The organism is Streptomyces sp. NPDC015125 (genome assembly GCF_043080045.1).
In the GTDB taxonomy this organism is placed as follows: domain Bacteria; phylum Actinomycetota; class Actinomycetes; order Streptomycetales; family Streptomycetaceae; genus Streptomyces.
In genome coordinates this window covers 840,313-864,885 of the sequence record NZ_JBIBVF010000001.1, presented here as the reverse complement: position 1 = coordinate 864,885, position 24,573 = coordinate 840,313, and the positions used below count along the sequence as shown (strand labels likewise).

Sequence of the window (24,573 nt, the reverse complement as noted above, 5' to 3'; positions counted from 1 at the left end):
TGCGGATGCCGAACGAGAGGCTTCGAGCCGCCATGGCAGCCGGAGGGTGGACCCATGCCACCCTCGCAGCGAGGGCTCAGGTGGACCCCAAGTCCGTAGAGCGATGGGTCAACCTGGGGCGGACGCCTCGACGAGCGACGGCCCTGCTGGCGGCTGAGACGTTAGGAGAAGACGTGCATGCACTTTGGCCGGCGCTCAGGCAAGCACGCTCTGCCCGCGCTGTCAGCTCCGAGCTGGTCGCGTTGTACGACCAGAGGGCGGACGTTCCCGTGTCCACGTTCACGGACATGCTGGCGGAGGCCCGCGAGAGCATCGACGTACTCGTCTACGCGGCGGTCTTCCTGCACGAGGGGTTTCCCCGCCTGAATGACCTTCTTCGCGAGCGCGCTGCCGAAGGGTGCTCCGTACGTATCGCATTGGGCGATGCGGAGAGCGCGAATGTGCGGCAGCGCGGCGAGGAGGAACGGTTCGGCCACGGCATCGAATCGCGATGCCGGCTAGCCCTCATGCACTACCGGCCGCTGCTCGGGGTACCCGGAATCGAGATCCGGACCCACGAGACCACGCTGTACAACTCCATCTACCGGGCGGACGATCAGCTCCTGGCCAATGCCCATGTCTGGGGAGTGAACGCCTACAGAGCACCCGTGTGGCACCTGCGTCGGAACGGGGATGGTGGAATCTTCGACACCTATGCCCAGAGCTTCGACGCGGTCTGGAGGACGGCGAAGCCTGTACCCGAGGAGTGAACCCTGTCGCGTACCGAGTATTACGACGATGCCGACGCCCCCGAGCCCAACAGTCTGGTCGTTGCCGCTTCAGCAGTGGTGACCGACGACGAGGGCCGCATCCTGCTCCAGCGGCGCAGGGACAACGACCTCTGGGCCCTGCCCGGCGGCGGCATGGAGATGACCGACTCTCTTCCCGGTACCGCGGTCCGGGAGGTCAAGGAGGAGACCGGGCTTGATGTGGAGATCACGGGACTGGTGGGGACGTACACCGATCCCCGTCACGTGATCGCCTACACGGACGGGGAGGTGCGGCGGCAGTTCAACGTGTGCTTCACCGCGCGCCTCGTCGGGGGGCAGCTTGCCATCTCGGACGAGTCCACGGAGCTGCGGTTCATCCACCCTGACGAGATTGGCGATCTCGCGATGCACCACACGCAGCAGCGTCGTATCCGGCACTTCCTGGAGCATCGGGAGCGCCCCTACCTGGGGTGATGACCCGAGTTATTCCCCGGCCGGAGCCACACCCACCGGGCAGCTCACCCCTGTCCCCCCGATCCCGCAGTACCCGTTCGGGTTTTTGCTGCTTGAAAGGTACTGCTGGTGGTACCCCTCTGCCGGATAGAACGGCCGGGAGCCTTCGGCGGGGAGGATTTCGGTGGTGATGTCGGCGTAACCGGAGTTTTGGAGGACGCTGCGGTAAGCGTCGCGGGAGGCTTCGGCGGCCTGCTGCTGGGCGGGGGAGTGGGTGTAGATGGCGGAGCGGTACTGGGTGCCGACGTCGTTGCCCTGGCGGAAGCCCTGGGTGGGGTTGTGGGACTCCCAGAAGAGCTTCAGCAGGGTGCCGTACGAGACGATCTTGGGGTCGAAGACGACGCGGACCGCCTCGGTGTGGCCGGTGTGGCCGCTGCAGACCTCTTCGTAGGTGGGGTTCGGGGTATGGCCGCCCTGGTAGCCGACGAGGGTGGTCCAGACGCCCTCGGTCTGCCAGAACTTCCGCTCGGCGCCCCAGAAGCAGCCCAGGCCGAAGTCGGCGATCTCCAGGCCGGCCGGGTACGGGCCGAGCAGCGGGTTGCCGAGGACGGTGTGCCGGTCGGGGACGGTGAAGGCCCGCTCGGGGCGCCCTTCGAGCGCTTCGTCCGGCGTGGGGAGGTGGGTCTTGAAACGGGAGAAGAGCATGGGGTCAGGCTCCTGGGCTGGGCGGGGCCGGTGGCTGGCGGCTTGGCTCGCGTGGGTCTGTGGGTGGCTGACAACGTGCGTTGGCGAAAACGCTGGGGGAGCGAGGGGTATTCCGGGCCAGAGGGCGGCTGGCCGGTGGGGCGGCAGGGCAGTGTGGCGGTGGGGTGGCGGTGGGGCGTCGTGTTCGGGGTGCGGGAGTTCCCTTCGGGGGGCGAGCTGGGAGGGATGCTTTTTATTTGTCGGGGGAGTTACGAGGCATTTCCTTCCACTTGTGGGTGATTCAGGACTATTGCCTTGCAATTAGTGGTTTTCCCGCTGTCTTTCCAGCGATGAGTGAAGACGAGCGCTTTCTTATCTCCTGCTCAGACGAGGCGCAGCGTCTCATCGGGGCCATCCGCCGGGCGCGGAGGCTGCCTGCCGGCCCCCGGCCCCCGGCCCCCGGCTTCCGGCCTTCGTCTCCCGTCTCTGAGCACAGCTCTGGCCGCGACGGCGTGGGGCTCGGCTCGATGGAGGCTGACGGCATGAGTGCCGGGATGCCCTATGGGTCGCGTGGATTGGCGGCCTCTGGGTGGTGCTGGACCCCGAAGGGGGCGTCTCCTCCTACATGGGACCGGGCGACCCTGACAGGGGTACCGCCATCAAGACCGTCGAATCGATCATCCCGATCGTGGGCATGAAGGTGGAGCTCACCAACCGCCCGATCCCGTCCCGTGGTTCCGACGAGCCAGAGGCCCTGCTCAAGGACAAGTACGGATTGGTCGTCGTCGCGGGCGTCAGCGTCAACCACCCGGAGAACGTCAGGTGGGGCCTGAAGATGACCGGCAACCTCAGCGGTCGGACGGCCGGTCGGTCGGTCGGCCGGTCGCTCGTCAACCGTTCCGTCAGCCGCACTGCCAGGTGAACATCGCGCGGTCGAAGCGGCGTTCGGCCAGGTCCTCGGGGCGTATGAGCCAGTAGAGGGCGCCGCAGTCGCCCCACATCATGTCGGCGTCGTGGTCCGTGTCGATCTGGGCGAGCAGGACCCAGCGAAGCGCCTCCTTCTCGATGCGGGGGTCGCTCCACGGCGGGTTGCCCAGGGCGCCGTGGGCGACCTCGGACTCCACCGCGTCCTGTACGGGGTTCGCGTGGCCGCCGAGGCGGTGTTCGGTGCCCCCGGAGTGGTCGTACAGGGCCTCCTGGAAGTCTTCGCCCCACAGCGGGTGGTCGTCCGGCAGCGCTGCGAACTCCCAGTGCACCAAGGGGTGCCAGGTGTACGGGGCGGTCGTCTCCGCGCGTGCCGTCAACGGCACCTCGGGGTAGGGCCGGATTCCTTCCGGCGTGGTGCGTGCGGCGGTGGGGGCGTCCGCCGGTATGTACAGCACGCGTGCGCCTGCCCAGGTGTCCGGTTCATGGGGCGCGACCAAGGCGCTGCCGTCGTCGAGCTGACCGTCGAAGTAGAAGAAGGCCAGCGTGCCGTCCGTCGGTATGGCGATGTCGAGGGCGACCGAGGGGAGCTGGGCGCAGTCGAGCGAAGCGATGAAGGCGAGCGGGCCGTGGCCCTCCCAGACGGGCCATTCCGCGCCCTCGGGCAGCTCCGGGAGGCCGCCGAGTCGGCCGACGATCGGGGCGGTCCCGGAGTCCGTGGCCTTCTCCAGGCGCAGGCCCGGCCGCAGCAGGCCGATCCACCGCTCGGCGATCTCGGCGGGCAGGTGCGTGTGGGCGAGGGCGTGCAGCGGGTCAACGGTGCTCTGTGTCATGTGGTCGATGGTGCACGGGGCCACTGACAGTTCAGAGACGGTGTGGCCCGCCGTCCGCGCGGCCCGCCGTCCGCGCGGCCCGCCCTCCGCGCGACCCGCGTGGCCGCCCTACTGCCCCGCCGGCGGAGAGCCCGCCGCGTTGCCGCCCAGCTGTTCCCAGCCTGCGATGGCCAGGGCTCGGTAGGCGGCGTACTCGGCGGCGGGGCTGCGGCCGTACGACCACGGGACGGCGCCCACATGGCCGTCGACCAGGCGGAGCTGTTCCATGGCCTCGGCGTAGCGCTCGGCGCGGACCAGGAACCAGACCAGCAGGTGGCGGACGTGCGGTGCCATGGGGTGGTCGGCGGGGGCCTCGCGGAGGGCGAAGTGGGCGCCCTCGATCGCGCGCTCGACGACCGCGCTCCGGTAGAGGCTGCGGACCATGTTGGCCTCGGGGAGGTGCTCGTAGACCGCGAAGAGGGGGAGGGCCGGGAGGAGGGTCTTGGCGGGGGCGGCGGACGCCGCGCGCTCGGCGAAGGCTTCGGCCTCCTTGCGGGAGCCGTGCCATTTCTCGGACCAGTAGGGGAGCGCGGCGAGATGTGCGCCCATGTGCCGCGGGGCGCGCTGGGCGACCTTCGTCCACAGCTCTTCGTAGTCGGCGGGGCGGTCGCCCAGGCCGCGGGCGACGGCCAGCTCGGTGATGTACGGGATCGGGCTGCCGGGCGCCAGCAGGGCCGCCTCCCGGCAGACCGTACGGGCCTCTTCGAGGATCATGCGGAAGTCCTGCGAGCCCGGGTTGCGCAGGGCCTGGACGACCAGGAACTGGGCGTGCGTCTGGGCACCGCCGGGGTCCTTGGGAGCCTCCGACCGCCAGGTGCGCAGCCAGATCCCGCCGGTCCGCCCGCTGTCGCCGTACCCCGGGGCCGTACCGCGCCGCTGCTGCTCCGTCGCCTCCTCCGCGGCCAGCTCGAACGCGGCGGCGCCGGCCAGCGTCTGCACCCGCTGCCAGCGCCGCTCCCAGCCGTCGCCGGTGGACTTCAGCAGCGCGGCGGCCGGGCGCCAGTCGTGTGTCCGGCGCATCTCCTCCAGCGCATCGGCCAGCTCCTGGTCGGGGCCGGGAAGCCGGACGTCGAGCTCGTCCAGCGGCACGAAGCCGTAGCCGGCCATCGGGTCGGAGGCCACCACCAAACCCTGCCGGGTGTGCTGGACGGCCCGCCGGCGCCGCATCCAGGGCAGGAAGACGAAACCGCCGAGCGCGAGCGCGGCGAAGAGAACGAGGAGAGCGTCCATGTGGGGTGTCCTGTACCTGTACGGCTACCGGTAGCGGTAGCCGTAGCCGCAGCGGTAACGGCTACCGGTGTAACGGTAACGGTGCGGGGCGAAGGTGTGCCGGGAGCGGTGAGAGTGGTGGGGGTGGTGGGGGTGGTGGGGGTGCCGGGAGTGGTGGAGTGGTGACGGGCGGTTCGGGGTACCGGGGGTGCCGGGAGTGGTGGGGTGGTGCGGTGGGGACCGGCGTGCGGTCCTTTCGTATGTATTCACTATCCAGGCAACCGGAAAGTTCCGAAAAGTTCGGTCGCGTGGCCGACTACCCTCGGTTGGCATGAGCGATCAGCGCGAACCACGCCACCAGCATTTTGAAACCGTTGCCATCCACGCAGGTCAGGAGCCCGACGAGGCCACCGGCGCGGTGGTACCGCCCATCTACCAGGTATCCACGTACAAGCAGGACGGGGTGGGCGGCCTCCGCGGCGGCTACGAGTACAGCCGCAGCGCCAATCCGACCCGTACCGCCCTGGAGGAGAACCTCGCGGCTCTCGACGGCGGCCGCCGCGGTCTCGCCTTCGCCTCCGGCCTCGCCGCCGAGGACTGCCTGCTGCGCACCCTGCTGAGCCCCGGCGACCACGTCGTCATCCCCAATGACGCCTACGGCGGGACATTCCGCCTCATCTCGAAGGTCGTCGAGCGGTGGGGCGTCGAATGGTCGGTGGCCGACACCTCCGACCCGAAGGCCGTACGCGATGCGCTGCGGCCCCGTACGAAGGCGATCTGGGTGGAGACGCCCAGTAACCCGCTGCTCGGCATCAGTGACATCGCGGCGCTGGCCGGGGTCGCCCATGACGCCGGGGTCAAGCTGGTCGTCGACAACACCTTCGCCAGCCCTTACCTCCAGCAGCCGCTCGCCCTCGGCGCGGACGTGGTGGTCTACTCCACGACCAAGTACATGGGCGGGCATTCGGACGTGGTCGGCGGCGCCCTGGTCGTCAACGACGACGCCCTCGGCGAGGAACTCGCCTACCACCAGAACGCGATGGGCGCGGTCGCCGGACCGTTCGACGCCTGGCTCGTGATGCGCGGCATCAAGACGCTCGCCGTCCGCATGGACCGGCACAGCGCCAACGCGGCACGCATTGCGGACCTGCTGGCCTCGCACCCGAAGGTGACCCGCGTCTACTACCCGGGGCTGGCCGAGCACCAGGGCCACGAGGTCGCCGCCAAGCAGATGCGGTCCTTCGGCGGCATGGTGTCGTTCCAGGTCGCGGGCGGTGAGCAGGCGGCGGTGGAGGTCTGCAACCGTGCCAAGCTGTTCACCCTCGGTGAGTCGCTGGGCGGTGTCGAGTCGCTGATCGAGCACCCGGGGCTGATGACGCACGCCTCGACGGCCGGGTCGCTGCTGGAGGTTCCGAACGACCTCGTGCGCCTCTCGGTCGGCATCGAGTCGGTCGACGACCTGCTGGCCGATCTCACGCAGGCGCTGGGCTGACGGACCCGTTGCCGGCGGCCCTGCCGTTCACCACCCCTCCGCGGGAGGGGTGGTGCGGGCCGGCAGGGGCAGCCAGGCGTGCTCCACGGCCACGGCCGTCCAGACCAGCGCCGCCAGCGCGAGCAGCGCGCACAGCCAGCCGAGGCGGCGCAGCAGCCTGCGGTGGGCCAGGAGGCGGCGGCCGCGGGCGGCGGCCCGGTCGGCGAGATCGGGCGGGACGAGCGGATGCGGCCCGGCCAGCATCCGCCGTACCTCGGTCTCCTTGCGGTCGGGGAGGCTCATGCCGGGGAGGGTTCCGGTCCGGGGCGGCGGCTGCGCAGCTCCGCGATCGCGCGCAGGCACAGGGCGTGCACCCGCTCGGCGGGCAGCCCGAGTTGGGCCGCGGTCTGCTCCTCGGCCACGCCCTCGTACAGCCGCAGGACGAGGACCAGGCGCTCCTGCGGGGACAGCCGGTCCAGCAGTCCGCCGCGCGGCCGGCGGTGCCGCCAGGCGGTGTGCGCGAAGTGGGCGGCCATCTCCCGGCGGGTGTGCTCGTACGGATCGTCGCCGCGTAGCCGCTCCCAGACGGCGTACGTCCGCGAGAGGGCGCAGGTCAGCAACTCCTCGGCGGCCGGGGCAGGTCGGGAAGCGGGCTCGCCGGTCAGCAGGGTGGCGGTATGCAGGAGGCGGCCCGCCGCGCCCGCCACGAACCACGCGAACTCCCGGGCTTGGCGGCGCTCCTGCGCCGGTCGTCGCTCTCGCACCGCGCCTCCCGGATGACGGACGCCCGACCCCCTGGGGGACACCTGCCCCCTGGGCTCCTATGGCACGGCAGTGCGGCCGCCGGGTCAAGAGGTGCGACGGGTGCGGCAGTCCGCGGGCGGGCGGTCAGGCGGGCGGGCGCGCGGTCAGGCACGCAGGCAGGCGGTCGGGCACGCGGTAAGGCGGGCAAGCGGTCCAGGACGTCTGCCGGGCCGTCGCGTCAGGACGTCGGGCCCACCGGCGTCAAGGACGCGGTGATGTCGGAAAGGGAGGCGTTGAAGCGCGTCAGGAGCGTGGTGAACGCCGTGCGCTCCTCCTCGGTCCACTGCTCCGTCACCAACGCCATCAGCGCGCGGCGAGACGTGCGGACCTCCTCCAGGCGGGTGCTGCCGCGCTCGGAGAGCTGGAGCACCACGGCCCGGCCGTCCTCCGGGTGGGTGGCACGGCTGACCAGTCCGGAGTCGACCAGCGGGGCGACCTGCCGGGTGACCGTCGAGGAGTCGATGCCCATACCGGCGGCCAGGGCCTTGACGCCCATCGGGCCCTCCTGGTCGAGGCGGTTGAGCAGCAGGTAGGCGGCGCGGTCCATGGAGTTGCGCGCCTGCCCGACGCCGCCGAGCCGGCTCTGTTCTGCGCGGCGGGCGAAGACGGCCACTTGGTGCTGCAGCGCGTCGAGGAGAGCGGGGTCGGTGTGGGTCGTCATGTCCGAAGAGGTGGGCATGGCCGGGAGCTCGCTTCGATGGAAGTGCGTATGGATGGGGGACAGCGTACGCGGACCCGGCATGAGGCGTCCCTGGGCTGTCCATTCCGATAACGCCCCGTAACCCCCGGCGGCCGTACGGGGCCGCGCCGCGCGGTTCCCGCCACGCGCCTGATCGCCATTCGGGCAGAAAACGCTCCACGGGGGGCGAACTGCAAGACTGGCGATATGGCTGACCACACGGCGCGTACGCCGCGTACGCCGCACGGAACCTCCGCATCCGCGCACCTTGCCGAGGATCCGGTCGCCGCTATGACGGTCGATGACGTCCGCGAGGCGCACAAGATGCTCTCGGGCGTCTCCCGGGCCACCGCGATGGAGGGCAGCCGCTATCTGTCCGGGCTGGTCGGCGCGCCGGTCCATCTCAAGTGCGAGAACCTCCAGCGCACCGGCTCCTTCAAGATCCGTGGCGCCTATGTACGGATCGCCGGGCTCTCGGCGCAGGAGCGGGCGGCCGGTGTGGTGGCCGCCAGCGCCGGTAACCACGCACAGGGCGTGGCGCTCGCGGCGTCGTTGCTGGGCGTGCGGTCGACGGTGTTCATGCCGGTCGGCGCCCCGTTGCCGAAGGTCGCGGCCACCCGCGAATACGGCGCCGAGGTACGGCTGCACGGCCAGGTCGTGGACGAGACGCTGGCCGCCGCCCAGGACCATGCGCGCGAGACCGGCGCGGTCTTCATCCACCCCTTCGACCACCCCGACATCATCGCCGGCCAGGGCACCGTCGGCCTGGAGATCCTCGAACAGTGCCCCGAGGTACGGACCATCGTCGTCGGGATCGGCGGCGGCGGGCTCGCCGCGGGGGTCGCGCTCGCGGTCAAGGCACTGCGGCCCGATGTGAAGGTGGTGGGGGTGCAGGCGGCGGGGGCGGCCTGCTATCCGCCGTCGCTGGCGGCCGGGCGTCCGGTGGCGATCGAGGGACTCTCGACGATGGCGGACGGCATCAAGGTGGGGCGGCCCGGCGAGGTGACCTTCGGGATGGTCGCGACGCTGGTGGACGAGGTCCGTACGGTCACCGAGGGGCAGCTCTCCAGTGCGCTGCTGCTCTGCCTGGAGCGGGCGAAGCTGGTGGTGGAACCGGCCGGGGCGAGTCCGGTGGCGGCGCTGCTCGCCGATCCGGAGTCCTTCCAGGGGCCGGTGGTCGCGGTGCTCTCCGGCGGCAATGTCGACCCGCTGCTGCTGCAGCGCATCCTGCGGCACGGTATGGCGGCCGGCGGCCGCTACCTCTCGCTGCGACTGCGGCTGACGGACCGGCCGGGGGCGCTGGCGACGCTGCTCGGGGTGCTGTCGCAGGCCGATGCGAATGTGCTCGACGTCGGCCATGTGCGGACGGATCCCCGGCTCGGGCTGACCGAGGTCGAGGTGGAGCTGCATCTGGAGACGCAGGGGCCGGCGCACTGCGACGAGGTGCGGGCGGCGCTGCACGAGGCGGGGTACGTCATCGCGGAGTGAGCAGGGCGCGGCAGCTGCTGCGTGGTGAGGTCGCGTTTTTGCGGGGTACGCGGCGCGCAGTGGCGGCCCGGGCTCGCGCTGCGGAAGACGCGGCGCGCGGCGGCAGCAATGGCTCCCGGTGCGGCGGAGCACGCAGATGCCGCACAGGGTGCCGGGATACCGCAAAAGGGATTGCCGCAAGGGGATAGGGCGCAGGGGTGCCGTGGGTATAGCGTGGCGCCCCCACACGCGTCGACGAACGCCTGTTCCCCTTCCATTCGTGCGCGGAAAATCGAAATTTGTATCGCGATGTATCGCGTTCGGATGTAGCGTCGCGGTTGCGGGGCGCCGGGCAGTCGTGGCGTTCCGTTGCGGACGAATGCCGCAGAGCGGGCATAGTCCTCTAATCGTAATATTCGACCTGGAACTGACCTAAGTCATGGGAGTCCCCATATGCCAGGCGCCATTTACGCCGAAGGTCTGGTGAAGACGTTCGGCGACGTGCGGGCACTGGACGGCGTCGACCTCGACGTTCCCGAAGGAACCGTCCTCGGAATGCTCGGCCCCAACGGTGCCGGCAAGACCACTGCCGTACGTGTCCTGACGACCCTGCTCCGGCCCGACCGCGGCAAGGCGGTGGTCGCCGGGATCGATGTCCTCGCGCAGCCCGACGAGGTGCGGCGCTCGATAGGCCTGTCCGGTCAATTCGCCGCCGTGGACGAGTACTTGACCGGCCGAGAGAACCTGATAATGGTCGGCCAGCTCTACCAGATGAGCGGACGTGACGCCAAGCGCCGGGCCGCCGAACTGCTGGAACGCTTCCATCTCGGCGACGCCGCCGACCGCACCGCCAAAACCTACTCCGGCGGTATGCGCCGCCGGCTCGACCTGGCTGCCGCGCTGGTCGTCAGCCCGCCCGTGATGTTCATGGACGAGCCGACCACCGGCCTGGACCCCCGTAACCGCCAAGCGCTGTGGGACGTCATCCAGGAACTGGTCGCGGGCGGCACGACCCTGCTGCTCACCACGCAGTATCTGGAGGAGGCCGACCGCCTCGCCCACGACATCTGCGTCGTCGACCACGGCAAGGTCATCGCGCGCGGCACCTCCGACCAGCTCAAGGCGCGTACCGGCGGCGAACGCGTCGAGGTCGTGGTGCACGCCCCCGAGCACCTCACCGTCGCCGACGAGGTCCTGCGCGGCTTCGGCACGGGCGAGGGCACGGTCGAACCGCACACCCGCAAGCTCACCATCCCCGTGGCGGGCGGTGCCAGGCTGCTCGCCGAGGTCATCCGCGAACTGGACTTGCGCGGGGTGGAGATCGACGACATCGGGCTGCGCCGTCCGACCCTCGACGATGTGTTCATCTCGCTGACCGGGCACGCCGCGGAGGCGGCGGAGGAGAACGGCGCGGGCGGCAAGGGAGCCGTGGGGCGGCAGAAGAAGGGCGACAAGGACGACAAGGGTGATAGGGGCGACAAGGGCGGCGAGGATGCCGGGGCGGCCGGTCCGGACGAGGCAGGGGCGGCGGCCCGGGCGGCCGATGCGGACGCGGGCGTGTCGACCGACAAGGAGGGCGTGAAGTGAGCACGGTGACCCAAGCGGCCGGCGACGCCCGTATCCGTACCCCGCAGTCGCGCGGCGGCTTCAGCCGGTCGGTACGCGACTCCCTGGTCGTCGCCAAGCGCAATCTGATCCGGATGATCCGGATCCCCGAAGTAGTGATCTTCGGCCTCATTCAGCCGATCATGTTCGTGGTGCTGTTCACGTACGTCTTCGGCGGTTCCATCAACGTCCCGGGCGCCCCGGTGGGCGACGCCCAGGCCTACCACGAGTTCCTGATGGCCGGGATCTTTGCGCAGACCGTCACCTTTGCCACGGCGGGTGCCGGCGCGGGGATCGCCGATGACATGCACAAGGGCCTGATCGACCGGTTCCGGTCGCTGCCGATGTCCCGCGGTGCGGTGCTCACCGGCCGTACCCTCGCCGACCTCGTGCAGACCGCGCTGACGCTGGTGGTGCTCGCGGTCGTCGCGCTGCTGATCGGCTGGCGCACCCACGAGAACCTCGCCAAGGTACTGGCCGGCTTTGCGCTGCTGCTCCTGCTCGGCTACGCCTTCTCCTGGATCGGCGCGCTCATCGGGCTGACGGTGCGGACGCCCGAGGCGGCCACCTCGGGCGGGCTGATCTGGCTCTTCCCGCTGACCTTCATCTCGAATGCGTTCGTTCCGGTCAACGGCATGCCGGCGTTCCTGCAGCACGTCGCGGAGTGGAACCCGTTCAGCGCGACGGTGGCCGCCGCCCGGCAGCTGTTCGGCAACACCATCGACAAGGTGCCCACATCGGTGACCGGGGCCTGGCCGATGGACCACCCGGTGCTGGCCTCGGTGATCTGGTCCGTCCTGATCATCGCGGTCTTCCGGACCCTGGCCGTCCGCAAATACCGGTCGGCCACGGCCTGAGGGTCATTGCTTGAGCGGCCTGGTGCCGTGGACGTGGTGCCGTGGACGTGGTGCCGTGGACGTGGTGAAGCGGACATGGTGAAGCGGACATGGCGAAGCGGCCCGGAGCATCGTGCTCCGGGCCGCTTCACCGTCCGCGGGGTGTCTCGGGAGTCAGCCGGTGTACGGCTTCGCGTCGAGGATCTTCACGGTCGCCTTCTTGCCGTTGGGGAGCTCGTACTCCGCCTCGGCGCCGACCTTCTTGCCGTTCACGCCGGTGCCCAGTGGCGACTGGGGGGAGTAGGTCTCGATGTCCGAGCTCGCGTACTCCCGGGAGGCCAGGAGGAACGACAGCGTGTCGTCCGGGTCCCCGTCGAACGCGATGGTGACGACCATGCCGGGAGCGACGACGCCGGTGGCGGCAGGCGCTTCGCCGACCTTGGCGGTCTGCAGCAGCTGGGTGAGCTGGCGGACACGCAGTTCCTGCTTGCCCTGCTCTTCCTTGGCCGCGTGGTACCCGGCGTTCTCCTTCAGGTCACCTTCCTCGCGGGCCGCCGCGATCTTCTCGGTGATCTCGGCGCGTGCGGGACCAGACAGGTGCTCCAGCTCTGCCTTGAGCTGGTCATACGCCTCCTGGGTAAGCCAGGTGACGTTTTCGCTGGTCTGGGTCACAGGTGCTCCTCGTCGGTACTGGGGATAAATCAAACGCCCTACCAGGAAGGTTTGCGCCTTCACAGGTGGGCGAAACCACGAGCCTAACAATTCCGGCACAAAACGGGGAAGAGGAAATTCACAGCGGCCGCACAGGAACGCATCATCGCTGATCAGAGGCGGTGGCGACACGCCCTGGGGGTGGGCGGGGTGCGGTGGGTGGTTGGCGGGGGCGGGGGCGGTGTGGGCCGGGTGGGGCGACCGGGGCCGGTCACCGGCGCCGGTCACGGGCGCTCACGGTGCCTGCCGTGCAGGTCAGCCGTGCCCCAGGCCGTGCAGGCCAGCCGTTGCCCAGAGGCAGCGGGGAGGTCGGCAGGCCGCGGGGAGGTCAGCCGTTGCCCGAGGCCGTGCAGCCGACGAGCACGGCATTGGTGGCCCGCTTCGTCGTCCGCACCGTGACCTCGGTGTCCACCTGGGCCGAGCGCTGGTCGACGGTGACATCCTTGCGGCCGACCTCGGAGCCGTCCTCGGCCTGTGAGCGGAGCGTGCACACGCCCTTGTCGTCCGTGCCCTTGACGACCTCGAGATGGACCTTGACGGCGTGATCGGAGACCGCGTCCCAGGTGATCACGCGAGCGCTGAGGTCCTGCCCCGAGATGTACGAGATGCCGGACCAGCCGATCACACCCAGCAGGGCGGCACCGAGCACCGCACCAATGATCTTGAGCTTACGGTCCGCACGCTCGTCCGCGGAGCGGCCGTAGCGTCCGTCGGGGAGCCCTTCGCGCACCGCGGTCATGATCCATCCTCCTGGTCGGGGGGACCTGAGCCACGAACCCCCGGGGGGTCCCCGCCCCAGGGAATACAGCGCCCCCTCGCTTCGGTCACTATAGGAGGCATCTTCTCCGGCCCTTTACTGAGGATCGAGTCTTGACTGAGCAGCTGCGATTGATGGCGGTCCACGCCCACCCCGACGACGAGTCGAGCAAGGGTGCGGCCACGATGGCCAAGTACGTGTCCGAGGGGGTGGACGTGCTGGTCGCCACCTGCACAGGCGGTGAGCGAGGTTCCATCCTCAACCCCAAACTCCAGGGAGACCCGTACATCGAGGAGCACATCCACGAAGTACGGAAGAAGGAAATGGACGAGGCTCGGGAGATCCTGGGCGTCAAGCAGGAGTGGCTCGGCTTTGTCGACTCCGGGCTGCCCGAGGGCGACCCGCTGCCGCCGCTGCCCGACGACTGCTTCGCGCTGCAGGATGTCGACGAGGCGGCCGGGCGGCTGGTCAAGCTGATCCGGGAGTTCAAGCCGCAGGTCATCACGACCTACGACGAGAACGGCGGCTATCCGCACCCGGACCACATCATGACCCACAAGATCACGATGGTGGCCTTCGAGGCGGCCGGCGACCCGGAGAAGTTCCCCGAGGCCGGTGAGCCCTGGCAGCCCCAGAAGCTCTACTACAACCAGGGCTTCAACAGGCCGCGCACCATCGCGCTGCACGAGGCGCTGCTGGAGCGCGGCATGGATTCGCCCTACGGCGAGTGGCTGGAGCGCTGGAAGCAGTTCGAGCAGCGCGAGCGCACACTGACCACATATGTTCCTTGCGCCGACTACTTCGAGATCCGTGACAAGGCGCTGATCGCCCACGCCACCCAGATCGACCCCGACGGTGGTTGGTTCCGGGTGCCGATGGACATCCAGCGCGAGGTCTGGCCGACGGAGGAGTACGAGCTCGCGAAGTCGCTCGTGGACACTTCCCTCCCCGAGGACGACCTCTTCGCGGGCATCCGCAACAATTGAGTCCATGATGAGCGCGAACAGCACCCTCGCCCTGACGCACTTCGTCACCCTTGCCGACAGCTTCGACAAGGACAAGGTGACCCCCGGCGTCCTCGGCTTCATCGTCTTCGCGGTCATCGGCGGCGCCGTGTGGCTGCTGATGAAGTCCATGAACAAGCAGATGAAGAAGGTGGACTTCGAGGAGCAGCCGGAGGCCGGTGAGGCGGGCGCCACCGCTTCCGCCGCCGCGCCGGCACCCAAGCCGAAGACCAGCTGAGGACCGGCCGATGGCGGGCCGGCCGATGGCGGGCCGGCCGGTCCGTGAAGACCGGGTGGCGGTCGACGGTCGGCCGATGGACACGGCCGGCCGACCGGCCCGGCGGCTCGTCGGCCCGAGCGGCCGGCGAGCCGGGCCCGATCCGCCACCGATCCGCCACCGATCCGCCACCGGAGCGACGCCGGAGCACGGGCGGGGCGGTGAGCCCGGCACGCGCCGCCTGCAGCCTCCGTGTCGCGCTCCGCGCGGCGCCGCTGCCGGCGGGTCTTGCTGCCGTGGGGCTCCGCTGCCAGCGGGCTCCGCTGCCGGTGGGCCCGGCCGTACCTGCCGTGGGGGCCTCACTCCGCGGCGGTCGGTGCGACCGGCACCCCCATGACCTCGCGCGCATGGCGGTTGGGCACCATGCCGAGCCGCCATGCCTGCCACCCCGTCTCCGGCTCCACCCCGCGGTCCAGCAGCAGCGCGAACGCCTCCGCGCAGTCCTCCAGCTTGGAATCGCGGGCCGCATGCTTCTCGTGGATCAGCTGCGCCAGCTCCTCCTGGGCGACGGCCGTGCCCACCACACAGCCGCCAGGTGAGGCGAGCGGCAGCAGCGTGCAGCGCAGGAACCGTGCCCAGTCCTCGCCGCGCCGGTCGCCGTAGCCGGCGAACAGCCCCGCCGCCTCGTCGGCAAGCTCCAGCGCCTGCGCGGCCCGGCCGTTGCCGGCGTCGATGATCAGCAGCTCCAGGCAGGACCACGCCTCCCCGTGCGGCACCCCTATCCGCTGGAAGTCCTTACGGGCGTCCTGCAGCAGCTGCCGGGCGAAGCCGCTGTTGCGCAGCGAGCCGGTCTGCTCCGCCCGCAGATCGCGGGTGACCCGCCCGGAGTGGTGCCGGGCGCAGGCCAGGCCGTAGCCGTCCTGCATCCGGCTGAACATCGTCCGCGACCGCTCCAGCTGCCGCAGCGCCGCGTCGTGCTCGCCGTGCTCCTCCAGCGCCTGGCCCAGGTAGTACATCGTCCAGGCCTCGCCACGCGCGTCCTCGTGCTGGTGGTGCAGCGGCAGTGCCTGCCGGAGCTGGTCCACCGCGGGGCCCGGCTCGCCGTCCACCAGCCGGGCGCGCGCCAGCTGCGTCATCGCCCAGGCCTCGCCGCGCTCGTCGTGCGTACGGCCGTAGAGCCCCATCGCCGCATGCAGCGCACTCTCCGCCGCCGGTACATCGCCCCAGCGCAGATGCACCTGTCCGAGCTGGAAGTGGGCCCATGCCTGGCCGTGGATGCTCTCGCTCTCCTCGTGCAGCTCCAGTGCCTCCCGCAGCATGGCGAGGGCCTCGGCGAGCTGCGCACGGTCCCGCTCCACCGCCGCCAGGGCGTGCAGCGTCCAGGCCCGGTCGCCGTGCATATCCGCACCGGACTGCAGCTCCAGCGCCTCACGGAGCTTGACCGCGGCCTCCACGAGATTGCCCTGCTGCTGAAGCGTGATGCCCAGATCGCGCAGCGCACGGGCGGCGCCGGCCGGATGCTGCGCCTCGAAGTACAGATCGACCACCGACGACAGCGTGGTCCGCGCCTTGTCCAGCTCGCCGAGCTGCCGGGCCGCCACACCCGTACGCCACTGCACCGAGCGGACCAGCAGCCCCTGCCCGACGGCCCGGGTCAGCTCGCTCAGCTCGCCGAGACGGTAGAGGTCCCCGCGCAGCAGGCAGTAGTCGGCCAGGGCGCCCAGCAGATGCGAGACCGCCGCCTGGTCCACGCCCTGGTCGGCGTGGCGCAGCGCGGCGGTGATGAAGCTGGTTTCGTCGTCCAGCCACTGCAGGGCCGCGTCCAGGGAGGTGAAGCCGTGCGACCCGAAGCGGTCGGCGCGGGTGGACGTCCGGCCGTCGACCAGCCGGATGACCGAGTCGGCCAGCTCCGCATAGCCGCGGATCAGCCGTTCCTGGGCCGTGCCGCGTTCGCCCGGCTCCTCTTCGTCCATCAGCCGGTCGTGCGCGAAGCGGTGCACCAGGGCGTGCAGGCGGTAGCGCCGGCCCCGCACATGCTCGATCAGCCCGGCCCTGGCCAGCGTCGTCAGTTCCCGCTCCGCCTCCGCCTGCTCGACGCCGAGCAGCGCCGCCGAGGCAGCCGCCCCCAGGCTCGCCCGGCCCACCAGCGCCAGCCGGCGCAGCAGCCGCCGGGCGGTCTCCGACTGGTCGGCGTAGCGCAGCCACAGCGCACGCTCCACGGGGGACACCGGGCCGTAGGCCGCCAGGTCCGTGGCCAGGGCGGTGGCGGTGCGCGAGCCCAGTGAGGAGCCCGCCACCCGCAGCGCCAGGGGGAGGCCCGCGCACAGTTCGGAGATCTCGTCGATGGCCTGTGCGTCGTAGGGGACCGTCTCGTCCCGGTCCGCTTCGCCGGCCGCGGTGGAGGTGCGCAGCAGCTCCTCGGTGCCCGCGGCGTCCAGCGCTCCCACCGGCAGGTGGTGCACCCAGGCATCGATGTCGTCGGGCAGTTCCATTGGCGCACGGGAGGTGACCAGCACCAGGCTGTCGGACCGCTCCGGCACCAGGGTGCGCACCTGCTCGGGATCCGCGGCGTCGTCCAGCAGCACCGTCACCGGAAGGCCCGTCAGATGCTGGTGGTAGAGATCGGTGAGCCGCTTGACGTGCTGCTCCTGGGACGGACGCTCGCGGAACAGCAGTTGCTCGCGGGGTGCGCCCAGCCGGTTGAGCAGATGCAGCAGCGCGTCCCGGGTCGGCAGCGGCACCTCACCAGGGGTATCGCTGTGCAGGTCCACCACACAGGCGCCGCGGAACTGATCGCGCAGCTGATGCGTGGCCCGCACCGCCAACGCCGTGCGCCCCGAGCCCGGCTCGCCGTGGAGTATCACCACCGTCGGCTTGGTCTCGGTGCTCGCGCGGGCCGCGTGCACCCACTGTGCGATCTGTGTCAGCTCCGCCCTTCGTCCGGCGAACGGGGTGTCCGGGTGCGGAAGTTGGGCGAAGGAGTGCTCCAGCAGGGACCGCTGTCGGGCCGCGGCGCTGCGGTCCGCGCCGCGCAGCTGCGGCCCGCGGCCGCTCTTCGAGGCGACGGACTTGGAGGTCGTACCGCTGCGGGCGGCCGCCGTCAGCATCCGCTGCTGGTCCAGGTACGGGCGGATGCCGCGTACCTCCAGCGCCGTCAGCCACTGCAGTCGCAGCTGCTGCGCACCGCCGGGCCGGCCGCGCATCCCGGCCTCCCGGTGCGCCGCCGGCCAGTGGCCCGCGGTCAGCTTCAGGACCGTGGCGGCCGCGCCCGCCACCACCACGGCGGCCCCCACGCCCAGCGCCGGCCCCGCGCCGGTGCCGTACGCGAGGTCCGTGCCGAACGCCGCCACCGCCGCCACGGCCGTCGCCACCGCGGGGGTGGCCAGCTCCTTGCGCGCCAGCCGCCGGGACAGCGACGGCCGGCCGGCGGCGGCCTCGTCCAGCGCCCGGACATACGCGGTGTACTCCTCGGCCGCGCTGCCGGCCAGATCCTCCAGCGACGCCCGCGCCCGGCCGAGCAGCGTGTCCCCGTCGAGCCGTCCGCCCGAGCGCCGTACCTCTTCCTCTACTGCCCTGGTCAACAACGCTTCGGCTTCCGCCCGGTGGCCGTCGCGCAGCACAGCCAGTGAGCCCGGCATGCCATCCCCCTCCAGCAGTTCCAGCAGTGTCCAGCGCTGATCGTCGCCGTACGCACAGTGTTCCGCGTCCGCGTGAATTCCGGCAGGCCTGTGGATAACTCCCTCCGCTCCCGGCTCCCCGTGCCTCATTGGGAGAGGATGGCCCCATGCCGAACCGCCTGGCTCATGAGACTTCCCCCTATCTGCTCCAGCACGCCGACAACCCGGTCGACTGGTGGCCGTGGTCGGCCGACGCGTTCGAGGAAGCGCGGCGGCGCGGTGTGCCGGTACTGCTCAGCGTCGGCTACAGCTCGTGCCACTGGTGCCATGTGATGGCGCACGAGAGTTTCGAGGACCCGGCCACCGCGGCCCTGCTCAACGAGCATTTCGTGGCCGTCAAGGTGGACCGCGAGGAGCGCCCGGACGTCGACGCCGTCTACATGGAGGCCGTGCAGGCCGCCACCGGCCAGGGCGGCTGGCCGATGACCGTCTTCCTCACGCCCGACGCCGAGCCCTTCTACTTCGGTACGTACTTCCCGCCCGAGCCCCGCCACGGCATGCCGTCCTTCGGGCAGATCCTGGAGGGGGTGCGCAGCGCCTGGACCGACCGGCGCGGTGAGGTCGGCGAGGTCGCCGGCCGGATCGTCGCCGACCTGGCCGGCCGGTCCCTGACCGAGTCGCTGCCCGCGGACCGGCGGCCCCCGCGCCCCGAGGAGCTGCACAGCGCCCTGATGGGCCTGACCCGCGAATTCGACACGGCGAACGGCGGGTTCGGGGGTGCGCCCAAGTTCCCGTCGTCCATGGTGCTGGAATTCCTGCTCCGCCACCACGCCCGCACCGGCTCCGAAGGAGCCCTGGAAATGGTGCAGGCGACCTGCGCGGCGATGGCCCGCGGTGGCATCTACGACCAGCTCGGCGGCGGTTTCGCGCGCTATGCGGTGGACGCCACCTGGACCGTGCCGCACTTCGAGAAGATGCTCTACGACAACGCCCTGCTGTGCCGGACCTACGCCCATCTGTGGCGGTCCACCGGTTCCGACGTGGCGCGTCGCATCGCCGTCGAGACCGCCGACTTCATGGTCCGTGAACTCCGCACCGACCAGGGCGGTTTCGCCTCCGCACTGGATGCGGACAGCGACGACGGCTCGGGCACCGGCAGGCATGTCGAGGGCGCCTACTACGTCTGGACGCCCGAGCAGCTGCGCGCCGTACTGGGCGAGGAGGACGCGGAGTTCGCCGCCGCCCACTTCGGTGTCACCGAGGAAGGCACCTTCGAGGAGGGCGCCTCGGTCCTCCAGCTCCCGGACGCCCAAGGCCCGGTGGACGCCGACCGGGTGGCCTCGGTCAAGCAGCGGCTGCTCGCGGCGCGCGAGGAGCGGCCGCGCCCCGGCCGGGACGACAAGGTCGTCGCCTCCTGGAACGGCCTGGCCATCGCCGCGCTCGCCGAGACCGGCGCCTACTTCGACCGGCCGGACCTGATCCAGGCCGCCACCGACGCCGCCGACCTGCTGGTACGCGTCCACATGGACTGGCAGGCCCGGCTGCACCGCACCTCCCGCGACGGCGTGCCCGGCGCCAACTCCGGTGTCCTGGAGGACTACGCCGATGTTGCGGAGGGTTTTCTCACCCTGGCCTCGGTCACCGGGGAGGGTGTCTGGGTGGAGTTCGCGGGCTTCTTCCTGGACACCGTGCTGCTCCAGTTCACCACCGAGGACGGCGCGCTCTACGACACCGCGGCCGACGCCGAGGCCCTGATCCGCCGCCCCCAGGACCCGACCGACAATGCGACGCCATCCGGGTGGACCGCGGCGGCCGGTGCCCTGCTGTCGTACGCGGCGCTGACCGGCAGCGACCTCCACCGAAACGCCGCGGAGCGGGCCCTGGGCATCGTCACCGCGCTCGGCGGCCGGGCCCCGCGCTTCATCGGGTGGGGGCTGGCCGTCGCCGAGGCCGCGCTGGACGGTCCGCGCGAGGTCGCCGTCGTCGGCCCGCAGGGCGATCCGGCCACCGCCGCGCTGCACCGCGCCGCACTGCTCGGCACCGCCCCGGGGGCGGCCGTCGCACTCGGCGAACCCGGGGTGGACGAGGTACCGCTCCTCCAGGACCGCCCCCTGGTCGACGGCAAACCGGCCGCCTACGTCTGCCGCCACTTCACCTGTGAGCGGCCGACGACGGATCCGGAGGAGCTGGCGGAACGGCTCGGGGGGTAGTGGCCCGGGGGTAGCGGCACCCCGGGGCCGCTCCCCCCGGGGACGAGGCGATGAGGGCGGGGCCTTCGGAGAAGGGGCGATGAGGGCGCGGCTCATAGGGGACGCGCGGCACATCCGCCGTCCCCGGAGCGCCCCGCACCACCTCCTGCCCTCCTGGGCCCCCGCCGCGGGCCTTCCCCGGGCACGCCGCGGGAGCCATCCCCGAACGCTCCGCAGGAGCCTTCCCCGAGCCCGCCCGGCCCGAAGTCCTAGGACCAGCGACCGGTTTGACCTTGACGCGCGCGTCAGGTTCTAGCCTCGGGGCATGACACCTCGCACGCACCGTGAAGTCCGCCTGGCCGCCCGCCCGCAGGGGCCCGTCACCGATGATCTCTTCGAGATCGTGGAGGTGCCGGTTCCGGAACCCGGACCCGGCCAGGTGCTGGTCCGCAACACCGTGATGGGTGTTGCGGCCGTGATGCGCACGCTGATGGACGAGACCAGCGTGGTGCCGATGCCCTCCTACAAGATCGGCGAACCGCTGCACGGGTCCGCCCTCGGCGAGGTGGTCGCCGCCCCGGGGACCGGCCTCAAGCCCGGCGACCTGGTGGAACACCACTTCGGCTGGCGGGAATACGCCGTGATGGACGCCGACCAGGTGCAGCGGCTCGATCCCGGCCTGCTGCCCGACCCCGCCGCCTGCCTCTCCCAGGGCCCCACCGCCTGGATGGGCGTGGTGCGCGGAGCCGAAGTACGCCCCGGCGACACCGTCTTCGTCACCGGGGCGGCGGGCGGAGTGGGCTCCCTGGCGGGCCAGATTGCCCGGCTGCGCGGCGCCGCCCGGATCATCGGCAGCACGGGATCGCAGGAGAAGGCGGACCGGCTGATCAAGGAGTTCGGTTATGACGCGGTGGTGATCCGCGGTGCGGGCCCCATCGCGGAGCAACTGCGCACGGCCGCCCCGGAAGGCATCGACGCGGTCTTCGACAACGTCGGCGGCGAACAGCTGCAGGCCGCCCTCGCCCTCGCCAACCGGGGCGCCCGGATCGCCATCGTCGGGGCGCTTTCCCGCCAGCTCGGCGGGGAGGGCAGTCCCACCACCATCGGGATCGACACCCTCTCGCTGCTCTCCCACAGCATCACCCTGCGCGGCGTCGCCCTGTACGACCACCTGGACCTGATCCCGGAGTGGAACCAGAGGTTCGGCGAGGGGTTGCGCGATGGCACCCTCACCTTCCCGCACGCCCGGCTGCGGGGGATCGAGCAGGCGCCGCGGGCACTGCGCGAGCTGACCGAGGGACGTCATCTGGGCGCGGTGATCGTGGAGTTGTGAGGTCGCGGCGCCAGGCCGTTGCGCGGTCGCGGCAGCAGGCCGTCGTGCGGCGGGGCGGTTGCCCCGCCGTTGTCGGTCCCCGGTTGTAGCCTGCACGCGTGACGACCTTGCTCGGGCAGCGATCCCTTGTCCAGGAGGCCGCGGCGCTACGGGCCGGCACGGACGACCCCGTCGACGCGGCGAACCGTTCGTGTGACCGTATCGACGGCGTCGATCCGCAGGTGCGGGCCTTTGTGCCCGAGGCCGGGCGGCGTACGCGGCTCCTGGAGGCGGCGCGCCGGAGGGCGGCGTCCGGCCCCGGTGCGGCCGACGGCCGGCCGGTCCTGTACGGCGTTCCCGTAGGTATCAAGGACATCGTGCATGCCGACGGACTGCCCACCCGCGCGGGCTCGGAGCTGCCGCCCGAGGTGCTCGCCGGCCCGCAGGCCACGGTCGTCGGCCGGCTGTGCGCCGCCGGTGCGCTGATCGCGGGCAAGACGGTCACCGCGGAGTTCGCGGTGACCGCCCCGGGGCCGACCCGCAATCCGCACAACCCGGCGCATACGCCCGGCGGTTCGAGCAGTGGCTCCGCGGCCGCGGTCGCCGCCGGGATGGTGTCGCTGGCCATCGGGACGCAGACCGTCGGCTCGATGATCCGGCCCGCCGCCTACTGCGGAGTGGTCGGCTTCAAGCCGAGCTACGGGCGCATACCGGTCGACGGGGTGATCCCCAACGCCCCGAGCTTTGACACCCTGGGGTGCTACGCCACGGATGTGGCCGGTGTCGCGCTGGCGGCATCGGTGCTGGTCGACGGCTGGCGGGCACCGCACGGTACGGCCCGGACGGAGCTCCCGGTGCTGGGGGTGCCGACCGGCCCCTACCTGGAGCGCGCCGACGACGAGGCGCTGCGGGCCTTCGCGGAGCAGCGGGAGCTGCTGCGGGCCGCCGGGTACGTCGTCCACGACGTGCCGGTGATGGACGACTTCGAGCAGATCGTGGACCAGCTGTTCACGATGAACCGCTACGAGGTCGCCCGGGCCCACGCCGACTGGTTCGCGCGCTTCGGCGACCGCTACCGGCCGGAGACCACCTCGGCCATCCGGCAGGGACACGCCATCGGGGACGCCGCCTACGAAGCCGCCCGGGAACGGCGCAAGGCCTTCCGTGCCCGGCTCGCGGCGGACCGCGCCGCGGCGGGCATCGATCTGTGGATCGCCCCGTCTGCCACCGGCCCCGCGCCCGCCGGCCTCACCACCACGGGCAGCTCGATCATGTGCCTGCCCTGGAGCAACGCCGGGCTGCCGTCCGTCAGCGTGCCCGCCGGTCACGCCGCCAACGGGCTGCCGCTCGGGCTCCAACTCGTCGGCGGTTTGGGTGCGGACGAAGAGCTGCTGTACGGGGCGGCGGGGATCGAGCGTGTACGGAACGCCGCGGGTCCCCGGCATGAAGGCGGCCGGCCGGACCCGGCGTATGGGGGCTGAACGCGCCGGAGAGGGAGGGGAGATGCGTATCGGGGACGCTGCGGTGGCCGCCGGTATGACGCCGCGGGCGCTGCGCTACTACGAGCAGCAGGGGCTGGTGACGGCCCGGAGGACACCGTCAGGGCACCGGGTGTACGACGCGGAGGACATCCGCCGGCTGAAGGCGGTGCGCGCACTGCGGGACGCGGGGCTGACGGTGGGTGATGTGCGGGCGTTCGCGCACCTGCTGCACACGATGCCGGCCGACGGCGTGCCGGACCTCATTCCCCGGGCCCCGGACTCCGGCAACTGTCCGGCCATGGAAGCGGTGGCCCGGCGCCGGCTCGCCGACCTGGACGCCCGTATCGAGCGGCTGTCGCACCTGCGGGCGCGCCTCGCGGCACGCCTGGGCGAACCGGTGGCCGGGGTGCCGGAGCCGGGGGAGCGGGGGAAGCAGGCCGGGCCGGGCGCCGCGGTCCGCGCCGGGGCGGACAGCGGCCCGCTCTTCCGGCTGGATGCCGCGCCGCCTCCGGACGCGGCCCTCAGAGCGTGAGCCCCCGCTCCAGTACGTCCATGGCGCGGTGGACCGAGGCCTCGGGACCGGTGGTCCGGCCGCTCTCGCCCCAGTGCAGCAGCGCCTCTTGGAGCGCGGCCAGGATCACGGCGCTGATCACCCGCAGCTCCAGGTCGTCGGCCGGGCGGCCGGAGCGCTCCGCCAGCACGGCGGTGAGCATCGCGGCGTCCCGTGCGGTGTGCTCCGCGGTGCGGCCCCGGACGGCGGGCACCTCGCGGATCAGCCGGACGCGCTGGACGAGTTCGCCACGGTCATCGGCGGTCATCGCGCGCAGCGCCTCGATGCCGACCTGCCGCACCGACTCGATCACCGGCTCGTCCGCGGGACGGGCCCGGATCCCGTTCTCCAGTACGGCGTCGTACTCGTCCGTGAGCACGATGTCTTCCTTGGCGGGGAAGTAGCGGAAGACCGTGCTCGGGGAGACGTCCGCGGCCGCGGCGATCTGGTCGACGGGGGTCGCGTCGTACCCCTGTTCCTCGAAGAGCCGGTAGGCGGCCCGCCGGATCGCCTGCCGGGTCTGGATCTTCTTCCGCTCCCGCCGCCCGGGCTGCGGCGTCCCGGTCGGTGTGGTGGCAGAGGTGCGTACGGCCATGCGCAGCATTGTCGGGCATCAGGTGTCCCGGAGGCCACGGTCGCGCTCGTGAGCTGAGCAAGCGCCTGAGCAAGCGCCTGAGCAAGTGCTGGGCAAGCGCCTGGGCCGGTGCCGGGCAAGTGCTGGGCAAGTGCTGGGCAAGCGTTGGGCAAGCGCGGGCAAGGGCTGGGCAACCGCTGGGCGACCGGGAACGCCCGTTGTCAGTGGGGCATGTCACGCTGTGCCTATGAATGATTACGCCCGGGAATTGCCAGGAGTGGGCTCCGTGGGCTCTGTGGGTCCCGCGGGCTCCAGGCGCTCCGCCGGTTCCGTTCCGGAGGCTCCGTTGACTCCGTTGGCTCCGAGCGGGGGCCGAGACGGCGGATGGCCGCGACCTCGGCAGGGTCG

At 71.6% G+C, this 24,573-nt stretch carries 23 protein-coding genes; 13 read left to right on the top strand and 10 right to left on the bottom strand.

Annotated elements, in window-relative coordinates; genetic code table 11:
* The first annotated feature begins 5 nt into the window (after nucleotides 1-5).
* A complete protein-coding gene (locus ACF088_RS03755; protein ID WP_392373732.1) occupies nucleotides 6-749 on the top strand; it encodes an XRE family transcriptional regulator in 744 nt (247 codons plus the stop codon).
* A gap of 3 nt (nucleotides 750-752) precedes the next feature.
* Nucleotides 753-1,223 (top strand): NUDIX domain-containing protein, encoded by a 471-nt coding sequence (locus tag ACF088_RS03750; RefSeq protein WP_392373991.1) that lies wholly within the window; start codon nucleotides 753-755, stop codon nucleotides 1,221-1,223.
* 9 nt (nucleotides 1,224-1,232) lie between these two features.
* Here the strand turns inward: ACF088_RS03750 and msrA are convergent, their stop codons facing one another.
* Nucleotides 1,233-1,907: a peptide-methionine (S)-S-oxide reductase MsrA gene (gene msrA, locus ACF088_RS03745; RefSeq protein ID WP_392373731.1), complete on the bottom strand. Its 675-nt coding sequence runs from the start codon at nucleotides 1,905-1,907 to the stop codon at nucleotides 1,233-1,235.
* A 571-nt stretch (nucleotides 1,908-2,478) separates the two neighbouring features.
* Here msrA and ACF088_RS03740 point away from each other — a divergent pair.
* A complete protein-coding gene (locus tag ACF088_RS03740) occupies nucleotides 2,479-2,808 on the top strand; it encodes a hypothetical protein (RefSeq protein WP_392373730.1) in 330 nt (109 codons plus the stop codon).
* Here the strand turns inward: ACF088_RS03740 and ACF088_RS03735 are convergent.
* Together ACF088_RS03735 and ACF088_RS03730 are read right to left on the bottom strand one after the other, a co-directional pair.
* A complete protein-coding gene (locus ACF088_RS03735) occupies nucleotides 2,789-3,643 on the bottom strand; it encodes a YwqG family protein (protein WP_392373729.1) in 855 nt (284 codons plus the stop codon). The two genes, ACF088_RS03740 and ACF088_RS03735, sit on opposite strands and share 20 nt — an antisense overlap.
* Nucleotides 3,644-3,751: 108 nt before the next feature.
* Nucleotides 3,752-4,912: a hypothetical protein gene (locus ACF088_RS03730; protein ID WP_392373728.1), complete on the bottom strand. Its 1,161-nt coding sequence runs from the start codon at nucleotides 4,910-4,912 to the stop codon at nucleotides 3,752-3,754.
* Nucleotides 4,913-5,222: 310 nt separating this feature from the next.
* Here ACF088_RS03730 and ACF088_RS03725 point away from each other — a divergent pair, with 310 nt between their 5' ends.
* Nucleotides 5,223-6,383 (top strand): cystathionine gamma-synthase, encoded by a 1,161-nt coding sequence (locus ACF088_RS03725; RefSeq protein ID WP_392373727.1) that lies wholly within the window; start codon nucleotides 5,223-5,225, stop codon nucleotides 6,381-6,383.
* A gap of 27 nt (nucleotides 6,384-6,410) precedes the next feature.
* Here ACF088_RS03725 and ACF088_RS03720 read toward each other — a convergent pair whose 3' ends face one another.
* The 3 genes from ACF088_RS03720 to ACF088_RS03710 all read right to left on the bottom strand — a co-directional run bounded on the left by ACF088_RS03720 (nucleotide 6,411) and on the right by ACF088_RS03710 (nucleotide 7,845).
* Nucleotides 6,411-6,665 (bottom strand): hypothetical protein, encoded by a 255-nt coding sequence (locus ACF088_RS03720; protein WP_392373726.1) that lies wholly within the window; start codon nucleotides 6,663-6,665, stop codon nucleotides 6,411-6,413.
* The gene (locus ACF088_RS03715) at nucleotides 6,662-7,126 is read right to left on the bottom strand and encodes a sigma factor-like helix-turn-helix DNA-binding protein (protein WP_392373725.1); all 465 of its coding nucleotides are present in this window, start codon (nucleotides 7,124-7,126) and stop codon (nucleotides 6,662-6,664) included. The genes ACF088_RS03720 and ACF088_RS03715 overlap by 4 nt, the downstream gene beginning before the upstream one ends.
* Nucleotides 7,127-7,344: 218 nt before the next feature.
* Nucleotides 7,345-7,845 (bottom strand): MarR family winged helix-turn-helix transcriptional regulator, encoded by a 501-nt coding sequence (locus tag ACF088_RS03710; RefSeq protein WP_392373724.1) that lies wholly within the window; start codon nucleotides 7,843-7,845, stop codon nucleotides 7,345-7,347.
* Between the two features lie 291 nt (nucleotides 7,846-8,136).
* Between ACF088_RS03710 and ilvA the strand changes: the two genes are divergently transcribed.
* The 3 genes from ilvA (at nucleotide 8,137) to ACF088_RS03695 (ending at nucleotide 11,774) form a co-directional block, all read left to right on the top strand.
* On the top strand, nucleotides 8,137-9,333 hold the full coding sequence (gene ilvA / locus ACF088_RS03705; protein ID WP_392373990.1) for a threonine ammonia-lyase: 1,197 nt from the start codon (nucleotides 8,137-8,139) through the stop codon (nucleotides 9,331-9,333).
* A 432-nt stretch (nucleotides 9,334-9,765) separates the two neighbouring features.
* Entirely contained in the window at nucleotides 9,766-10,899 is a 1,134-nt protein-coding gene (locus ACF088_RS03700) for an ATP-binding cassette domain-containing protein (RefSeq protein WP_392373723.1), read from the top strand.
* Nucleotides 10,896-11,774 (top strand): ABC transporter permease, encoded by an 879-nt coding sequence (locus ACF088_RS03695; RefSeq protein WP_392373722.1) that lies wholly within the window; start codon nucleotides 10,896-10,898, stop codon nucleotides 11,772-11,774. The genes ACF088_RS03700 and ACF088_RS03695 overlap by 4 nt, the downstream gene beginning before the upstream one ends.
* Before the next feature lie 153 nt (nucleotides 11,775-11,927).
* On the opposite strand, the gene greA is transcribed toward ACF088_RS03695, so the two are convergent.
* Together greA and ACF088_RS03685 are read right to left on the bottom strand one after the other, a co-directional pair.
* The gene (gene greA / locus ACF088_RS03690; RefSeq protein ID WP_159470667.1) at nucleotides 11,928-12,425 is read right to left on the bottom strand and encodes a transcription elongation factor GreA; all 498 of its coding nucleotides are present in this window, start codon (nucleotides 12,423-12,425) and stop codon (nucleotides 11,928-11,930) included.
* Nucleotides 12,426-12,792: 367 nt separating this feature from the next.
* A complete protein-coding gene (locus tag ACF088_RS03685) occupies nucleotides 12,793-13,203 on the bottom strand; it encodes a DUF4307 domain-containing protein (RefSeq protein WP_392373721.1) in 411 nt (136 codons plus the stop codon).
* A gap of 131 nt (nucleotides 13,204-13,334) precedes the next feature.
* Between ACF088_RS03685 and mca the strand changes: the two genes are divergently transcribed.
* Together mca and ACF088_RS03675 are read left to right on the top strand one after the other, a co-directional pair.
* On the top strand, nucleotides 13,335-14,207 hold the full coding sequence (mca, locus tag ACF088_RS03680; RefSeq protein WP_392373720.1) for a mycothiol conjugate amidase Mca: 873 nt from the start codon (nucleotides 13,335-13,337) through the stop codon (nucleotides 14,205-14,207).
* A gap of 4 nt (nucleotides 14,208-14,211) precedes the next feature.
* A complete protein-coding gene (locus ACF088_RS03675) occupies nucleotides 14,212-14,463 on the top strand; it encodes a hypothetical protein (RefSeq protein WP_392373719.1) in 252 nt (83 codons plus the stop codon).
* A gap of 338 nt (nucleotides 14,464-14,801) precedes the next feature.
* Here the strand turns inward: ACF088_RS03675 and ACF088_RS03670 are convergent, their stop codons facing one another.
* Nucleotides 14,802-18,080: a tetratricopeptide repeat protein gene (locus tag ACF088_RS03670; protein ID WP_392373989.1), complete on the bottom strand. Its 3,279-nt coding sequence runs from the start codon at nucleotides 18,078-18,080 to the stop codon at nucleotides 14,802-14,804.
* Nucleotides 18,081-18,226: 146 nt separating this feature from the next.
* On the opposite strand from ACF088_RS03670, the gene ACF088_RS03665 reads away from it, so the two are divergent.
* From ACF088_RS03665 to ACF088_RS03650, 4 genes are all read left to right on the top strand, one after another.
* Complete coding sequence (locus ACF088_RS03665; RefSeq protein WP_392373718.1) at nucleotides 18,227-20,269, top strand: thioredoxin domain-containing protein; 2,043 nt, start codon at nucleotides 18,227-18,229, stop codon at nucleotides 20,267-20,269.
* A gap of 304 nt (nucleotides 20,270-20,573) precedes the next feature.
* Nucleotides 20,574-21,581, top strand: a complete 1,008-nt coding sequence (locus ACF088_RS03660; protein ID WP_392373717.1) for a zinc-binding dehydrogenase — start codon at nucleotides 20,574-20,576, stop codon at nucleotides 21,579-21,581.
* 98 nt (nucleotides 21,582-21,679) lie between these two features.
* Entirely contained in the window at nucleotides 21,680-23,041 is a 1,362-nt protein-coding gene (locus ACF088_RS03655; protein WP_392373716.1) for an amidase, read from the top strand.
* A 22-nt stretch (nucleotides 23,042-23,063) separates the two neighbouring features.
* Nucleotides 23,064-23,573, top strand: coding sequence for a MerR family transcriptional regulator (locus tag ACF088_RS03650; protein WP_392373715.1), 510 nt, complete (start codon nucleotides 23,064-23,066; stop codon nucleotides 23,571-23,573).
* Here the strand turns inward: ACF088_RS03650 and ACF088_RS03645 are convergent.
* Nucleotides 23,563-24,195, bottom strand: a complete 633-nt coding sequence (locus ACF088_RS03645; RefSeq protein ID WP_392373714.1) for a TetR/AcrR family transcriptional regulator — start codon at nucleotides 24,193-24,195, stop codon at nucleotides 23,563-23,565. The two genes, ACF088_RS03650 and ACF088_RS03645, sit on opposite strands and share 11 nt — an antisense overlap.
* Nucleotides 24,196-24,573: the final 378 nt, after the last annotated feature.

Excerpts from the sequence above, each read along its gene's own strand:
- ACF088_RS03755 (WP_392373732.1), top strand. The coding sequence starts at position 6 with ATGCCGAACGAGAGGCTTCGAGCCGCCATGGCAGCCGGAGGGTGGACC.
- msrA (WP_392373731.1), bottom strand. The coding sequence starts at position 1,907 with ATGCTCTTCTCCCGTTTCAAGACCCACCTCCCCACGCCGGACGAAGCG.
- ACF088_RS03735 (WP_392373729.1), bottom strand. The coding sequence starts at position 3,643 with ATGACACAGAGCACCGTTGACCCGCTGCACGCCCTCGCCCACACGCAC.
- ACF088_RS03730 (WP_392373728.1), bottom strand. The coding sequence starts at position 4,912 with ATGGACGCTCTCCTCGTTCTCTTCGCCGCGCTCGCGCTCGGCGGTTTC.
- ACF088_RS03725 (WP_392373727.1), top strand. The coding sequence starts at position 5,223 with ATGAGCGATCAGCGCGAACCACGCCACCAGCATTTTGAAACCGTTGCC.
- ACF088_RS03720 (WP_392373726.1), bottom strand. The coding sequence starts at position 6,665 with ATGAGCCTCCCCGACCGCAAGGAGACCGAGGTACGGCGGATGCTGGCC.
- ACF088_RS03710 (WP_392373724.1), bottom strand. The coding sequence starts at position 7,845 with ATGCCCACCTCTTCGGACATGACGACCCACACCGACCCCGCTCTCCTC.
- ilvA (WP_392373990.1), top strand. The coding sequence starts at position 8,137 with ATGACGGTCGATGACGTCCGCGAGGCGCACAAGATGCTCTCGGGCGTC.
- ACF088_RS03700 (WP_392373723.1), top strand. The coding sequence starts at position 9,766 with ATGCCAGGCGCCATTTACGCCGAAGGTCTGGTGAAGACGTTCGGCGAC.
- ACF088_RS03685 (WP_392373721.1), bottom strand. The coding sequence starts at position 13,203 with ATGACCGCGGTGCGCGAAGGGCTCCCCGACGGACGCTACGGCCGCTCC.
- ACF088_RS03675 (WP_392373719.1), top strand. The coding sequence starts at position 14,212 with ATGATGAGCGCGAACAGCACCCTCGCCCTGACGCACTTCGTCACCCTT.
- ACF088_RS03670 (WP_392373989.1), bottom strand. The coding sequence starts at position 18,080 with ATGCCGGGCTCACTGGCTGTGCTGCGCGACGGCCACCGGGCGGAAGCC.
- ACF088_RS03665 (WP_392373718.1), top strand. The coding sequence starts at position 18,227 with ATGCCGAACCGCCTGGCTCATGAGACTTCCCCCTATCTGCTCCAGCAC.
- ACF088_RS03660 (WP_392373717.1), top strand. The coding sequence starts at position 20,574 with ATGACACCTCGCACGCACCGTGAAGTCCGCCTGGCCGCCCGCCCGCAG.
- ACF088_RS03650 (WP_392373715.1), top strand. The coding sequence starts at position 23,064 with ATGCGTATCGGGGACGCTGCGGTGGCCGCCGGTATGACGCCGCGGGCG.
- ACF088_RS03645 (WP_392373714.1), bottom strand. The coding sequence starts at position 24,195 with ATGCTGCGCATGGCCGTACGCACCTCTGCCACCACACCGACCGGGACG.